13 protein-coding genes are annotated in these 14264 nt (G+C 62.4%); 5 read left to right on the forward strand and 8 right to left on the reverse strand.

All coding sequences use genetic code 11. The features are described from left to right. Positions 1-222: 222 nt before the first annotated feature. The 4 genes from hmpA to BCM02_RS12765 all read right to left on the reverse strand — a co-directional run bounded on the left by hmpA (position 223) and on the right by BCM02_RS12765 (position 4144). Positions 223-1446 (reverse strand): NO-inducible flavohemoprotein, encoded by a 1224-nt coding sequence (gene hmpA / locus BCM02_RS12750; protein WP_148929477.1) that lies wholly within the window; start codon positions 1444-1446, stop codon positions 223-225. Between the two features lie 218 nt (positions 1447-1664). Further along, positions 1665-2174, reverse strand: a complete 510-nt coding sequence (locus tag BCM02_RS12755; RefSeq protein ID WP_148929478.1) for a ferritin — start codon at positions 2172-2174, stop codon at positions 1665-1667. A gap of 147 nt (positions 2175-2321) precedes the next feature. Further along, a complete protein-coding gene (locus BCM02_RS12760; RefSeq protein ID WP_148929479.1) occupies positions 2322-2546 on the reverse strand; it encodes a DUF1450 domain-containing protein in 225 nt (74 codons plus the stop codon). A 329-nt stretch (positions 2547-2875) separates the two neighbouring features. Continuing rightward, entirely contained in the window at positions 2876-4144 is a 1269-nt protein-coding gene (locus BCM02_RS12765) for a WD40/YVTN/BNR-like repeat-containing protein (protein ID WP_148929480.1), read from the reverse strand. Between the two features lie 153 nt (positions 4145-4297). Between BCM02_RS12765 and BCM02_RS12770 the strand changes: the two genes are divergently transcribed. The 3 genes from BCM02_RS12770 to pdaA all read left to right on the forward strand — a co-directional run bounded on the left by BCM02_RS12770 (position 4298) and on the right by pdaA (position 6571). Next, a complete protein-coding gene (locus BCM02_RS12770; RefSeq protein ID WP_187434205.1) occupies positions 4298-4516 on the forward strand; it encodes a YwbE family protein in 219 nt (72 codons plus the stop codon). Positions 4517-4639: 123 nt separating this feature from the next. Next, positions 4640-5674, forward strand: coding sequence for a copper amine oxidase N-terminal domain-containing protein (locus BCM02_RS12775; RefSeq protein ID WP_148929482.1), 1035 nt, complete (start codon positions 4640-4642; stop codon positions 5672-5674). A 150-nt stretch (positions 5675-5824) separates the two neighbouring features. Further along, positions 5825-6571 carry a delta-lactam-biosynthetic de-N-acetylase gene (gene pdaA, locus BCM02_RS12780; RefSeq protein WP_148929706.1) on the forward strand — a complete coding sequence of 249 codons (747 nt, stop codon included), beginning with the start codon at positions 5825-5827 and terminating at the stop codon, positions 6569-6571. 150 nt (positions 6572-6721) lie between these two features. On the opposite strand, the gene BCM02_RS12785 is transcribed toward pdaA, so the two are convergent. The 3 genes from BCM02_RS12785 to BCM02_RS12795 all read right to left on the reverse strand — a co-directional run bounded on the left by BCM02_RS12785 (position 6722) and on the right by BCM02_RS12795 (position 10114). After that, complete coding sequence (locus BCM02_RS12785) at positions 6722-7279, reverse strand: NADPH-dependent FMN reductase (RefSeq protein WP_148929483.1); 558 nt, start codon at positions 7277-7279, stop codon at positions 6722-6724. 235 nt (positions 7280-7514) lie between these two features. Further along, positions 7515-8177 carry a response regulator gene (locus tag BCM02_RS12790; protein ID WP_148929484.1) on the reverse strand — a complete coding sequence of 221 codons (663 nt, stop codon included), beginning with the start codon at positions 8175-8177 and terminating at the stop codon, positions 7515-7517. A gap of 32 nt (positions 8178-8209) precedes the next feature. After that, entirely contained in the window at positions 8210-10114 is a 1905-nt protein-coding gene (locus BCM02_RS12795; protein ID WP_148929485.1) for a sensor histidine kinase, read from the reverse strand. A gap of 786 nt (positions 10115-10900) precedes the next feature. On the opposite strand from BCM02_RS12795, the gene BCM02_RS12800 reads away from it, so the two are divergent. Beyond that, on the forward strand, positions 10901-12265 hold the full coding sequence (locus BCM02_RS12800; RefSeq protein WP_148929486.1) for a DUF2252 domain-containing protein: 1365 nt from the start codon (positions 10901-10903) through the stop codon (positions 12263-12265). A gap of 106 nt (positions 12266-12371) precedes the next feature. After that, positions 12372-12869: a CcdC family protein gene (locus BCM02_RS12805; protein WP_148929487.1), complete on the forward strand. Its 498-nt coding sequence runs from the start codon at positions 12372-12374 to the stop codon at positions 12867-12869. A gap of 298 nt (positions 12870-13167) precedes the next feature. On the opposite strand, the gene bioB is transcribed toward BCM02_RS12805, so the two are convergent. After that, positions 13168-14166 (reverse strand): biotin synthase BioB, encoded by a 999-nt coding sequence (gene bioB, locus BCM02_RS12810; RefSeq protein ID WP_148929488.1) that lies wholly within the window; start codon positions 14164-14166, stop codon positions 13168-13170. Positions 14167-14264 lie beyond the last annotated feature (98 nt).

Raw genomic sequence — 14264 nt, forward strand, 5'->3', positions numbered from 1 at the left:
CCCCAGCCGACTATGGCATGCCGCAGCCAGCAGATGGTGCGAAATAACGGTACCCAGCCGACTATTGCGCGTCGCAGCCAGCAGATGGTGCGAAATAGCGGCACCCAGCCGACTACTGCGCGTCGCGGCGAGCAGACGGTGCGCAATAGCGGCACCCAGCCGACTTGCGCGTCGCAGCTATCAGATGGCGCGTACAGCGGCACCGTCGTGCACCGCTTTGCCTTATTCTCCGTCCACGCTGGCGGCCGGCCCGAAGAACTCGTAGTGGATCCGCTCAGGCGGCACGTTCATCGACTTCAGGCTGCGGTAGACGTGTTTGATAAACTCGGCCGGACCGCAAATGTAGCAGTCCGCCACATCCTGCGGCAGCGCGGCGCGGAGCCAGGCCTCGTCGATGCGTCCGAGATGCGCGGCGCTATCGCCGGCGGCGCGGTCGGCTTCGGTCGGCCGCGTGTAAGCGTAACGGACTTCGATGCCGCTGCCCGACTCGGCCAGCTGCCGCACTTCGTCGCGGAACGCGTGCTCCTCGCTGTTCGGCGAAGAGTGCAGGAAGACCGCCGGACGCCCTTGGCGCTTCAGTTGGTGAAGCATGCCGATCATCGGCGTGATGCCGGAGCCGGCGCTTATTAGCGCGACCGGGCCGGAAGCGTCCGATGCGGCCAAGGTGAAGTCCCCCGCAGGCGCGGACAGCTCTACGATATCGCCAACGTTCAGTTGCTCGTGCAAATAATTGGACACGACGCCGTCCGGCTGCCCCTCGCCGCCTCCCTCGCGTTTGACCGTAATCCGATACGCGTCTTGGCCGGGCTCGCCGGAGAGGCTGTACTGGCGGATATGCGTATACGTCTCGCCCGGTACGGTCAGCTTAACGCTGATATATTGACCCGGCGCGAAGGATGCGGGCCGCGAACCGTCCTCCGGCTCGAGATAGAAAGAGGTCATGACGCTGCTCTCGGCCTGCTTGCGCGCGATCTTGAACGGCTTGAAGCCGGCCCAGCCGCCTTCCTGCTTCTCCGCTGCCGCGTACATCTCCGCTTCGACGCCGATGAAGGCATCGGCGATGACGCCGTAAGCTTCGCCCCAAGCGCCGAGAATCTCGTCCGTCGCGGCGTCGCCGAGCACGTCTTTGATCGCCCCGAGCAGATGCTGGCCGACGATCGGATAATGTTTGGCTTGAACACCAAGGCTGCGGTGCTTATGGGCGATTTGCTTGACGGCGGGGAGAATCGCCTCCAGACGGTCGATGTGAACGGCGGCCGCGTAGACGGCGTTGGCGAGGGCGGTTTGCTGGCGGCCCTGCTTTTGATTCGCGTGGTTGAAAATGTTCAGCAGCTCGGGATGGTTCGCGAACAGCTGTTGATAGAAGCGCGATGTAATGGCGGTGCCGTGCACCTCGAGCACCGGAACGGTCGATTTGATGATGGCGATCGTATTTGGCTGAAGCATGAGCAGTCCCTCTTTCCTGCGGTAGTGGTATGTACTCATTGTAACGATTCGATCCGGTCGGCCGTGTGATCCGGATCACACGGAGTGGGGCGGTTTTGTGACGCGCGATCCGGCGCGGCGGTTATAGTATGGCATCCATCGGAGCGCCTAAACCATGAAAAAAAGGAAGCGGGCGGCCATCGGCGGCGCATCGCTTCCTTCTTTCGCAAGAGCTTGTCCTATTTCTCCGAAGACGGCGGCGTGAACGAACGCGCGGCGAACTCGCTGTCGAGCATGTAGAACGCGTTGCTGTCCTTCTCGATCCGCTTCAGCTTGTTGATGATGCTGTCGAACATCGATTCTTCTTCGACCTGCTCGTCGATGAACCACTTCAAGAATTGCATCGTCGCATGTTCGCGGTCGTTCAGGGCCAGGTCGGAGAGGTGGTAGATGCGGCTGGTCACGACTTTCTCGTGCTCGTACGCGTGCTCGAACACCTGCAGAATCGAGTCGTATTCGTTCTGCGGCGTTTCCATGCCGGCCAGCGTGGCGCGGTGTCCGCGGTCGTTGAGGAATTTATAAATTTTCATGGCGTGAAACCGTTCTTCTTCCGCCTGCACGATGAAGAAGTTCGCGAATCCGTCCAAGCTTTCGCCGGAACAGTAGGCAGCCATGGCCAGGTAGACATGGGCGGAATAGAACTCGAAGTTCATTTGGTCGTTTAACGCGCGGCTGAGCATTTCATTCATGGGGGTTCACGCACCTTTCCATCGTCGTTGTGTGATAAAAGCAGCGGCTCCTTCGCAGTATGCTTGTCGCACGCTAGCCAAGGAGCCCGCATTCGCTTCTATAGTGTACCACACAAGATCGGCGTTAGCCCACAGCGCATGGAGAAATTAGCCAATACGGGCTTTCAAAATGCCGTATAGCGCTTCGGCCGTCGGCGCGACGACGACTTCCTTCTTGCCGATCGTGACCATGCACTGCTTGGCGCACATCCGGCAGTTGCCGAGGCAGTCCTTCTTCTTCTGCTTCAGCTCGGGAAATTCGCTCTTGAGCGTCTTGTACACCGACTTCGATCCGGTGCGGAAATTGCGGCAGCAGTATTTGATCTTCTTCATCGTCCGTACCCAGCCTTTCACGGTTGGTCTGTATGTATATTCTCAATGATATTCATTCTCACCGAAGCTGTCAACGCGAAATCTGGAGGGGTTGTACGGACGGGGAAACAAAGCGTGCGGCATCGGCCGAAGGTGACCAGATTGGCGGTATGAAAAAATACCCGGCCTGCGCCGTCTTCAACCCTCAAGCGGGCGCGAAGACGGCGGGCCGGGCATAAGCGAGATCCATTAGTCGCAAGGTACGGCCCCGCTGCATCGGCCGGGCCGCGCCGAGTCGCGGGTAGTTGAGCCGTCGACAAAACGGCGCTGCCGGAGCGGCAGCATACCGGTCAGTCAGCCGGGATCGCGAACGTCTTGGACCACGTCGCGCCGCCGTCGCGCGTGGCGTAGACCGCCGGGCTGGTCAGGCTCGTGACCGCAAGCCAGCCGGACTTGGCCGCAGGGAACGTCAGCTTGCCCTCGAAGCCCGGCGCCGCGGCGCCGTTCCGCCATGTCTTGCCGCCGTTCATCGTTCGGCCCAGCGACAGCTTGTCCATCGCGCCGCTTCCGGCCAGCAGGTAAGCCGCGCGCGAGTCTGGCGTCGCCATATCGGCCGGTCTTCCGGCCGGTCCGGGCAGCTTGCCCGCCTTGACGGCAGGACCCGGCGCGGGACCGCCGCCTGCGGTGGCATTCGAGACGACCTGCTTCCAGCTGGCGCCGCCGTCCTTCGTATGGAAGAGCGAGTAGGACGTCTGCGACATGCCGGAGCCGCCGTATAGCAGCACCCAGACATCGCGGCCGCCTGCGCCATAGACGGCGCCGCCGACGCCGACGGCGGAGGAAGCCTTCAGACGGGTCGTCCATGTCCGCCCGCCGTCCGTCGTGCGCTTGACCAGGTAACCGCCCGGCGCGAGCGTGACCGCCCAGCCATCCTCAAGCGTGAAGAAGCGAAGTCCGCGCGTGTTAGGCGGCGTCGGCAGTTTGCTCCACTTCGCGCCTCCGTTGGCCGTGTAATGCGCGCCGCTGTCGTTGAACGTAAAGCCGAAGCCTTCCGTCGCCGTGCGAAAATCAATGCGCGCAAAACGGTTGCCGCCATTGGGCACCGGACTGTAGCTGGAGCCGCCGTTCGCCGTACGCAGCAGCATGGCCGGCCCTTCGGGCGACGTCCCGGCGAGGACGTAGCCGAGCGAATTCGTCACGAAATCCATTTGCGCGAAGGTCAGCTTCCCTCTATAGATCGGCTGCCAGCGGCACCCGGCGTCCGACGTGCCGAGCATGAAGCCGTTGCCTGCCGCTCTGCCCGTGGATGCGCTTAAGAATTGGATCGACGTGAAATGCGGCGATTCCCCCGTGGCGTCCGCGGTCAGCCGGATGCCGTGGTCGTCGGTGCGGCAGGCGCCGTTCGCGTGGGCGGTCTCGCTGCCGATCGGCGTAGGCAACAACGCCGCCGCGAGCGCAATGGACATCAGGTACGCCGCGATCCGCCCGCAGATGCCGAAGCGGCGCGTGTTTCGCCGCCTCTCCGGGTGCAGCTCTACGGTTCGAAGGGGGCCGATTGCGTGATCGTGCTCCGTGTTCTTCAAGGGTGGGTAATTTCCGCTTCTCGTCGCGTTTGCCATTCTCATCACCTCTATTGTTATCTTACCCCGATAAGAGGAACCCGCATGTGCGCCCGATAGCAGACGAGGATCAGACCGGTCGGATTTGAGCGCGCGAGTCTCGCATGGTACGCTAGTAGTCGAATTCGCCACGAAGCAAAGGAGAACGAAATGATGAACGCTAATGGACAACAGCGCGCGGCCATCCGGCCGGGCATGACCGTCGATATCGTATTGAAGCAGGACCAGCCGACCGGCAAACTGACCCGCGGCATCGTGAAAGATTTGCTGACCAAATCGCCGAATCACCCGCACGGCATTAAAGTCCGGCTGCAAAGCGGCCAAGTCGGCCGGGTGAAAGCAATCTGCGAACCGGGGACGCCGGCCCAATAAAACGCGCTCGTCTTGCTGCGACGCGCGCATGCTGGTAAATAGTAACCATTGAACCGCTCGCCATGGTCGAGGTATAACTGTGTTACGGAATAATGAACACCATGTCGAGAGGGGCAATCATAGATGAACAACAAGGCAATGGTATTATCGGCGGCATTACTGCTCGGCGTTATGTCGGCAGCGCAGGCGGCGCCAGTATCCGCGAAGGGCAAGCAAGATCGCGTGCAGCAAGAGCAAAGCGCGGACCAAACGGAGACGAAGACGACCGAGGAAGCGACGGAAGAGGCTGAGGTAACCGCCGAAACGGATGCTAACGCGGAAGCAAACGGCGAGGCTGCCGTAGAAGAGGTCGAAGCGGAAGCCCAGGAAGACGAGGCTGGCGGCAAGAAGAAGAAGGGCAACCCGCACGGTCTGCAAAAAGCCTATGAAAATACGAAAGACAAGCCTGCCGGCGAGCGTATCGCGGAGCTGTTGAAAGCGAAATACGGCATCGACGTGACCGCCGAGACGCAAGCGGAGATCGAGGAGATCGTCACCGATCTGGAAGCGAAAGGCGAGACGGAAGCGGCGGAAGAAACGCAGGCGGAACTCGTCGCGGAAGATCCGACGAACGTAGAGCTCTACGTGAAGCTGGGCAAAATCAAAGAAAAGAACGGCAAGAAAGGCGTTAAGGCGTATGTCAACGGCAGCGAGCCGAACTTCGACGTGGCGCCGGTGAAGAAAGACGGTCGCGTGCTGGTGCCGTTCCGCGCCATCGCCGAAGCGCTTGAGGCGGAAGTGGCATGGGATGCCGCGACGAAGACGATCACGGTTAGCAAGGACGGCGTCGAAGTGAAGCTGACGCTCGGCAGCGCGGTTGCGTACGTGAACGGGACCGAAGTGAAGCTGGACGTGCCGGGCCAGACGGTGAACAACCGCGTGCTCGTGCCGCTGCGCTTCTTGAGCGAGGCGCTGAAATCGAACGTCGTATGGGAGCCGGAGACGTCGAGCGTTATCGTGAACGACGAGACGGCGACCGAGGAATCGGCTTCGGAGACGACGACCGAGCCGGTAGCGGAATCGACGACGGATGCGGCGGCTACGACCGAAACGACTACGTCGACTGAAGCGGCTGCGGCGTCCGAGACGACGGAAGTCCAGACAACGACGACGCCATAATCTCATCGCAACCGAATTCCTGCAATTGGCACGTGTGGAAAAGCGCCGCCCGCGCCATCCTATCCTTGAATAACCGGCTTTAAGCCCGGACTTCGAGGAGGATGGACGGTGCGGCGCTTTTTTGTCGCGTTGATCGCGATCGCAACGATAATGGCGGGCGCGGGAATCGCCCCGGCTTCGGGAGCCGACGGTTCCCGCCCGTTTCACTTTGGATTCAAGAAAAGCAAGAACGGCGAGCTGCCGTCGATCGCGCAGGAAGGCTTCATGGATATGCTGAAGCGGCACGGTTCGATCTTCCTGGGCGACACGGCGAACAAGGAGCTGTATCTCACGTTCGACAGCGGCTACGAGAACGGCGTCACGCCGCAAATTCTCGACGTGCTGAAGGCGAAAGGGGTGCCGGCGATATTTTTCATCACCGGCCATTACGTGAAGGACCAGCCGGAGCTCGTGAAACGGATGGTCGCGGAAGGCCATCTGGTCGGCAATCATTCGTGGAGCCATCCGGATATGACGACGCTGCCGGATTCGCGGATCGTCTCCGAACTAAGCCAGGTCAAGGAAGCGGTGACGCAGCTGACCGGGCAGCAGGAGATGGCGTATTTGCGTCCTCCCCGGGGGATATTCAGCGACCGGGTGCTCGGGGTGAGCAAAGGGGCCGGTTACACGAACGTGTTCTGGTCGGTCGCCTACAAGGATTGGGATACGAAAGCGCAGCGGGGGGCGAAATACGCCTACGACAGCGTCATGGCGCAGCTCCATCCGGGCGCGGTCATCCTGCTCCACTCCGTCTCGACGGATAACGCGGGGGCGTTGCCGCAAATCATCGACGACGCCCGGGCGAAAGGGTATACGTTCAAAAGCTTGAACGAGATGAAAGCGAAGCAGTATCGCTAAGAACTTGTCTATAGACGGAGCGGCGCGGCGGCAGTCTCCATCTGGCGGGGGTGTCCGATTCGGCCTTGCCGCAACGCAAAAAGCTTCGGCGCACGTTCATCGTGCACCGAAGCTTTTGCGTTGCGCTAAATGAGCGAGAGGTGGGTCCGCTTAGGCCTTCGGCTTGCGGATCTGCGCCGTCAGCGCCAGGAAATGATCGAGCACCCGGTGGATGCGGTCGCCGATCTCGTGTCCGACCTCGTATTCGTCCGGCGTCGCGGTCTCGAACCAGCGCCGCTGCGCGCCTCCGATCGACAGCCATTCCGGCGCGTTGATGCCGTGCAGGTTGCGGACGATTGCTTGGAGCTGCTGGAGCGAGCTGACGCCCACTGCGCCGCCGGCCGAACTGACGGACAAGACGGGCTTGCCGCCGAAGTGGTCTTGGCTGAGGAAGTCGAGCGCGTTCTTCAGCGCGCCGCTAAGGCTGCCGTGGTATTCCGGCGTGGCGAGAATCACGGCGTCGGCATCGAGCACGGTCTGCTTCAGCGCGACGACTTCCGGATGCGTCGTGCCGTACTCGTCGGGGGAGAAGAACGGCAGCGGCTTCTCATGCAGGTCGAACAGCGTGGCCTGGAAGCCGTTACGCTCGATCAGGCGGGCCAAATAGGCGCTCAAATGGGTACTCGTGGCGTTCTTGCGGTTGCTTCCCGCGATAATGGCGATTTTCATCATGGATCATCCTTTCGCTCTTTCGCTGAATGCCGCACTCCCAATTTTCGGATTGTGAACGCAAACCAATCAGCTTCGTTCGATTTAACTTTATCGTACATGGAAAATCGGTCGCCCGCGTCGGCAGATGGACGGAAATTCGCGGGAAGCTTGCGTCCGCCGATCGGATGATAGGCATACGACTTTGGATGGAGATTCGCTGGCGCCGCCCGCGCGAAGTTCGTCAAAGGGTCGGTTAGCCGAGTCCGTGGCGGATGGCGAGAATCGCCGCTTGGGTTCGGTCCGATACGCTCAATTTGTCGAGCAGGTGGCTGACGTGGGTTTTGACCGTCTTCTCCGTGATGTGCAGCGCCTCGCTGATTTCCTTGTTGCTGAGACCGCGCGCGATCTGCTCCAGCACGTCGTGCTCGCGCGGGGTCAGCTCTTCGAACGGGTTGCGAGGCGCGGGCGCCACCGGCGCCGGCGGAGCGGCCGCTGGCGCGGCGACGACGCTCATGAGCGCGCTGGCCGCGTCGGGATGGAGCTCGACCTGCCCTTGATGGACGCGGTGGATGGCCCGCACGAGCTCCTCCGGCTCGATATCCTTCAGCAGATAGCCCTTCGCGCCGGCTCGTATCGCAGGCAGGACATGGTCTTGATCGGAGAACGACGTGAGGACGATCACTCTCACCTCCGGATGGTCGGCGGTCAGCTGCCGCGTCGTCTCGATGCCGTTCAGCACGGGCATGTGCAGGTCCATCAATACGACGTCGGGCGCGTGAAGCGCGACCTGCTCCAGCGTTTCGCGTCCGTTGGCCGCTTCGCCGACGAGCAGCAGATCCGGCTGGGTCTGCAAGAATACCTGCAGCCCTTTGCGCACCATCGCATGATCGTCCGCGAGCAATAATCGAATGGTCATCTATCTTCGCTCCTTAAGTTTCGGGAGAATGGTCATTGCCGCAGCGGCACGGTCGCTTCGACCGCCGTGCCGCCGCCGGGCGCAGGCGAGATCGTCAAGCGCCCGCCGAGCGCCTGGGCGCGCTCTCGCATCGTCGAGAGCCCGAGCGATCCGTCCTTGGCGCCGCCGGGGGCGATGCCGTCGCCGCGGTCGGAAACGCGCAGCACGGCCCGGTCCGGCAGCAGCTGGAGATGGACATCGGCCTCGGCGCGGCCGGCGTGCTTGCGGACGTTGTTCAGCGCTTCTTGGCCGATGCGCCACAGCGCCTCCTCCGCCGCGCGGGGCAGCGTGCTTAAGCCGGTCACTTGCGTGGCGATGACAAGCCCCAGCTTGGCGCCGTACGCGGCGAGCGCGGTGGCGAGGCCAGCCTCTAGACCGGCGGGGCGCAGCTGCATAATCAGCGCGCGCATCTCGCGCAGCGCATGCTGCGCCAGCGATTGCATGTCGCGCACGGAGTCGAGAGCCTCCGCCGTCGCCTCGCGGCCGAGCAGACTCTCGACGCCCTTCGCCGTCATGGAGAGAGAGAAGAGCATCTGGGAGACCGAGTCGTGCAGATCGCGCGCCAACCGGTTGCGCTCGGTAAGCCGAGCCAGCTCGCGCCGGTTATACTCCAGCGCCGCGCCTTCGAATACGACGGCCAGATGTTCGCCGAGCGCTTCGACGACCTCGCCCTGCGCGCAGTCCGGCTTGCGGCCGCGCTTATCGCCGACGAGCAGCAGCCCGGCGTCGCGGGCGCTGCCGGACGGGATCGGAGCGGCCAGCAGGTAGTGAAGTCCCGGCAGGACGTCGCCGAGCTCGGGAAGGGCGGCCAGGGCGGCGGCGTCCTCAGCCGGCTTGACGGAGTGGGTGCGACCTTGCGCCGCCTCGCGCAACCACGGCGCGGCGGCTAGCGGTATCGTCGCGTCGGCATAGGCGATGCGGCCGTTCGCGTATACGGTGCGGACGGCGAGGGTCTGGCCTTCCGTCGTCAGAAGCGCGGCGAATGGCCATTCGAAGTGCTCTCCGATCAGCGCGGTTGCCTGTCTGTAGAGCCGGCACGGTAAATCCTCGACGTCCTCGTCCGCCGGCGCGGTGGCGGTTTCGATGAGGCGTCCGGCGCCGCTTGCTGACGTAGCGCTAGGGGCGGCAAGATTCAACGCTTCCATAGCGGCGCATTCGGGCGCATTGGCCGCGCCCGTCGCGCCGCCGTCTTCGGCGGGCGCGACGCTCGCCGACGAGAGTTTCGCCGCGTCTTCCGCAGGCTCTCCGCCCGACGCCGACTCCGATAGGTCGCACGACGGATCGCGACCATCTTCGCCTCGCCCGGCCGCGATGGCCGCGCTTAACGCGCGGCTAAACACGCCGAGCTTGGCGAACAGCTCCGCCCGCTGCTGCTCGGCGGCGTACAGCCGCATCCGCTCGATCGCGCCGCCGATCTGGTAGGCGACGCCTTCGAGCAGCGCCAGTTCCTCGTCGTTGAAGTGTAATTTGCCGGGCGACGCCACGTTCAGCACGCCGTACTTGCGGTCGCCGGACCGAAGCGGGACGGTGGCGTGGTGAGTGATGCCCTGCGTATCGCCCCAGTCGTTCTCCTGCGCGTCCTCGATTCGCTTGCAGTTCAGAATGTTGACGGCGCGGTTCAGCCGGCCGTCCCGGAACCGGTCCACGCACCAGCAGGAACCGCACCGCATCGGCGCCTTGTCAAAGGCCATTAGCGCCGGCGGCAGCGCAAAGTCGGAGGCGCATTCGAACTCCTTCTCTTCTATAAATAAGATCCAGCCGCTCGTCAGCCCCGAGAGGGCGAGCAGCTTCTCGAGCACGCCGCTGAGCAGCTCCGGCGTCAAGCCGCCCGATTGGTTGAGCATTTCGGCGATCGTCTTCAGCGTCACCAGCTTCTGTATGCGGGGATCCGCGATCATCGTATCCGCTCCTTCAAGCCGCCCGGGGCGGTTTTGTTCAAATAGCGTTAGAAACCGACTTCGGAAAACGTATGCTTCCCCTTCTGATTCCCCTTCAAAGGGGGGCAATGTTGTCAGGTTAAGAAGGGCTCCTCCCCCTTAACCATACTTTTATTACTCCCTCCCCCTTCTCCCTCCGCAATGCTGTCAGGTTAAGAAGGGCTGCGCCCCGTTGACCCCGCTTTTGTGGCTCCCTCCTCCCACCTCCTCCGCCGAGGAGGCTCCAAAGGGCTTTGCCCTCTGGACTCCCTTTTTCGTGCTGGCGCACTTGTTCGCGGTGGGCGGGAAGGCTTGAGTGTGACACGCTTTTGTCCTTGCGGACAAAGCTTCAGTGAGTTTTAAGTCCATCTCAGACATAAGCGTGTTGAAGCCTGTCAACTATGGGCCACGGCTGGCTTCACCGCCGTTTTTCCTTAACCTGACAGCATTGCAAAGGGGGGAGGGGCGAAGGAGGAAAGGAACGCACCGTGTGGGAGGGAGAGAATCAAGTAAGCTTTGTCCGCGAGGACAAAATCGTGCCTCGTTCGAAAGCGCCCGCCGTCCACCAATCTACCAGGTCAGCACCAACGCGGGAGTCCAGAGGGCGAAGCCATTTGGTTCCCCTCGGCGGAGGGGGAAGGGGCGAGGGAGAAATGAGGCAGCCCTTTGTTCCTAAAGGTTAAGAGAACGGACGTGCGATTGTCAATTGCTGGGCGCACGTCGTACACTGGAAGAAGCAGGAACGAAATGAAGGGGGAGACCGTCCGAATGAACCATCTAAGCGGGGAAACGCTGACCGACCGGGTTCGCCACACCCGGGACAAGCTGCGCAAAATGACGCTCGCGGCCGTGTTCGACGAATTTGACGATAAGCTGATGGGGCTCGACCGCAAGAAGCGCGCCGTGAAATACCGCAAAATGGCGGAGACGCCGTTTTCATTTTTTCGCGGCAGCGCCTATCTGTTCTATTTCGACGTGACCCGGGCCTGGTTCCCGTACCATACGTCGCCGGAGCGGCCGACCTGGATTCAGGGCGATCTGCATATGGAGAATTTCGGCGCGTTCCGGAGCGGGTCCGGCAAGCTGGTCTACGACGTGAACGATTTCGACGAAGGGTACCTTGGATCGTACTTGTACGATTTGCTCCGGATGTCGGTCAGCATCGCGCTCGTCGCGCGGACGAAGGGGCTGGACAAGCCGGCGCAGGCGTCCGCCATTCGCGCATATTTGGAGGCGTACGGGTCCCAAATGCGGCGTTTCGCCAAGCGCAAGGACGATCCGCGCGAATTCGCGATCGACGAGGAGACGGCGGCGGGGCCGGTCCGCAAGCTGCTGCGGAAGCTGCGCAAGCGGCAGGACAACCATCTACTCGAGAAGGTGACCGCGATGATGCAGCATCAGCGCCAATTCGCCGAGACCGACGAGCTCGTGTCGCCAACGGCCGAGGAGCAGGAAACGCTGCTTGCCGCATGGCCGCAGTATACGGAGACGGCAGAGACGCGCGAAGCGCACGGGGTTCATTTTCAGATCAAGGATATCGCCGTCAAACACGGTTCGGGCACGGCTTCGCTCGGGTTGGATCGCTTCTACGTGCTGATCGAAGCGACCGCGGCGGAAGCGGGCGCGATCGATACGGACGATGCGGTGCTGGAGGTCAAGGAGGTGCGCACGCCGATTCCCGCGTATTTCATGCCGTACGAAGAGGAGTTCTGGACGCTGTTCGGCGGGCATCAGGGCCGCAGGGTCGTGCTGACCCAACGCGCGATGCATCATGAGGCCGACCGGTACTTGGGCACGCTGTCGATCGGAGACCGCCAGTTCTACGTGCGCGAGCGTTCGCCTTATAAGAAGCGGCTGAAGCTGGACGCGCTGGAGACGACGGACGAGCTTCACGCCGTGCTGGAGGCGATGGGCCGGCTGACGGCCAAGCTGCATGCCCGCGCCGACGCGGACGTGCAGGAGGGACTGCTCGGCTACCACAGCGAAGACGAGATCGTGCGGGCGATGGGCGAGGATGAAGCCGCGTTCTGCGCCACCGTCGGCAACTGGGCGCTGTCGTACGCCGATCAGACCGAGCGCGACCATGCCTTGTTCGCGCAATGGTCGGCCGCGAGGCGGAAGCCGAAGCCGTAAGCAAGAGGGCCGCGAAGCGCTTGGTATTGCGCCGGGAATCCGGTTTGCGATACGATTAGGACGAGGCCGCCTTCTGAGCGGCAAGGCGAAAGAAGGTAGCTACACGATGAATTTGAATTTTAACCTGGCACAGCTCCAGTTCTCGCATATGGCGTCGATCCTGATGTCGCTCCTCGTCGGCGGCGGCATTATCGCGATGCGGCTGCGGGCGGCCAACCGTCCCGTCTCGCTGCGCAAAATCATCATTCCGCCGCTGGCCATGTCGACTGGCTTCCTCATGTTCGCCGTTCCGGACACCCGGGTGCCGTGGTTGTGGGCGCTCTATGCGTTCGCGGCGGGCGCGATTCTGTTCGCGTACCCGCTCATCCGCACGTCGCGGCTCGAACGCCAAGGCGGCGAGGTCGTACTGAAGCGGTCGAAGACGTTCATTGTCATTCTGCTGGCGCTGTTTATCATCCGTCTCCTGCTGCACGACGTGCTCGAGCAGGTGGTCAGCATTCCGCAGACCGCCGGCCTGTTCTTTATTCTGGCGTTCGGCATGATTCTGGTCTGGCGGCTGGCGATGCTGCGCATCTTCCTAAGGCTGGCAAACCAGCCGGGATGATCCTCCGCCCGAGCCGATCGTCTACCGGATCTTAACGCGGCGGTGACATTGCGCTGACCCGCGCCTGTTAAAGTGAACGCATCAGCCTTGAACGGGAGGAACGATGCGGATGCTGAAACGATTGCGCAGATGGGGCCGACGGCTCCGGCTCAACTTGGCGTAAGCGAATCTTGCGCCATGGCGATGGAAGCGCGAAGAGCGCCTCCCTTGGAACCTTGACGGGTTTCCGGGCGAGGCGTTCTTTGTGTATTTGCTATTCGGCTAGAGAAACTTGCGCCGCCCGGTTATCGCGAGACGATCAGAGGGCGCAACGTTCGATCTCGAAGCCGAGGTCCTCGATCATCCGGTGGTCGTCCGCGACGTCTTGGCCGCCGGTCGTGAGATAGTCCCCGACGAAGACGGAATTGGCCGCGTATAGCGCGAGCGGCTGCAACGACCGCAAGTTCACCTCGCGGCCGCCGGCGACCCGGATTTCCTTGGACGGGCAGACGAAGCGGAAGAGCGCGAGCACCTTGAGCGCGCGCATGGCCGGCGTGCGTTCGGCATGCGCGAGCGGGGTGCCGGGGATGGCGTTCAGGAAATTGATCGGAATCGAATCGGCATCCAGCTCGCGCAGCGCGTGCGCCATCTCGACGATCTCCTCGTCCGTCTCGCCCATCCCGATGATGACGCCCGAGCAGGCCGACATGCCGCCGGCCTTGGCGCGCCGCACCGTCTCGGTCCGCTGGTCATACGTGTGGGTCGTCGTAATCGCGGCGTAGTTGGAGCGGCTCGTGTTGACATTATGGTTGTAGCGGTGAACGCCGGCATCGGCGAGCCGCTTGGCTTGGCCTTCTTTCAGCAAGCCGAGGCAGGCGCAAATTTTGAGCGGCATCGTCGCCGTGATTTCCTGGACGGCTTCGATGACCTGATTCAGCTCGCGTTCGGTCGGCCCTTTGCCGGAGGCGACGATGCAATACGTGCCCGCTTGGCGGCTCATCGCTTCCCGCGCGCCGGCGAGCAGCGTCTCTTTGTCCAGCAGCGAATACTTGGATACGGGCGCCGTGGAGACGATCGATTGCGAGCAATAGCCGCAGTCCTCCGGGCAGAGGCCGCTTTTGGCGTTAATAATCATGTTCAGCTTGACCTTCTTGCCGTAATAATGCTTCCGCACGGCAAAAGCCGCATGAAGCAGCGGCAGCACTTCGTCATCCGGAGCCAGCAGGACGTCGAGTCCTTGTTCCGGCGTCAGCGGCTGCCCGGCCAGCGCCTGGTCGGCAAGCCGCAGCCAATCGCGGCGGGTTGACGTTCGCGTCATGATCGCGTGCCTCCTCGTCGTTAGGTTGGTTGGCGTAGTGAAGTTTCGGTGAATGCATAGATTGTTAACCTATCTTCGATCGCGTGGTTAACAATCGG

Origin of the sequence: Paenibacillus methanolicus (assembly GCF_008124765.1) — a bacterium.
In the GTDB taxonomy this organism is placed as follows: Bacteria; Bacillota; Bacilli; order Paenibacillales; family Paenibacillaceae; genus Paenibacillus_Z; species Paenibacillus_Z methanolicus.

Coding starts and splice junctions, on each gene's coding strand:
- hmpA (WP_148929477.1), bottom strand. CDS start 1,446: ATGCTTCAGCCAAATACGATCGCCATCATCAAATCGACCGTTCCGGTG.
- BCM02_RS12755 (WP_148929478.1), bottom strand. CDS start 2,174: ATGAATGAAATGCTCAGCCGCGCGTTAAACGACCAAATGAACTTCGAG.
- BCM02_RS12760 (WP_148929479.1), bottom strand. CDS start 2,546: ATGAAGAAGATCAAATACTGCTGCCGCAATTTCCGCACCGGATCGAAG.
- BCM02_RS12765 (WP_148929480.1), bottom strand. CDS start 4,144: ATGGCAAACGCGACGAGAAGCGGAAATTACCCACCCTTGAAGAACACG.
- BCM02_RS12770 (WP_187434205.1), top strand. CDS start 4,298: ATGAACGCTAATGGACAACAGCGCGCGGCCATCCGGCCGGGCATGACC.
- BCM02_RS12775 (WP_148929482.1), top strand. CDS start 4,640: ATGAACAACAAGGCAATGGTATTATCGGCGGCATTACTGCTCGGCGTT.
- pdaA (WP_148929706.1), top strand. CDS start 5,825: ATGGCGGGCGCGGGAATCGCCCCGGCTTCGGGAGCCGACGGTTCCCGC.
- BCM02_RS12785 (WP_148929483.1), bottom strand. CDS start 7,279: ATGAAAATCGCCATTATCGCGGGAAGCAACCGCAAGAACGCCACGAGT.
- BCM02_RS12790 (WP_148929484.1), bottom strand. CDS start 8,177: ATGACCATTCGATTATTGCTCGCGGACGATCATGCGATGGTGCGCAAA.
- BCM02_RS12795 (WP_148929485.1), bottom strand. CDS start 10,114: ATGATCGCGGATCCCCGCATACAGAAGCTGGTGACGCTGAAGACGATC.
- BCM02_RS12800 (WP_148929486.1), top strand. CDS start 10,901: ATGAACCATCTAAGCGGGGAAACGCTGACCGACCGGGTTCGCCACACC.
- BCM02_RS12805 (WP_148929487.1), top strand. CDS start 12,372: ATGAATTTGAATTTTAACCTGGCACAGCTCCAGTTCTCGCATATGGCG.
- bioB (WP_148929488.1), bottom strand. CDS start 14,166: ATGACGCGAACGTCAACCCGCCGCGATTGGCTGCGGCTTGCCGACCAG.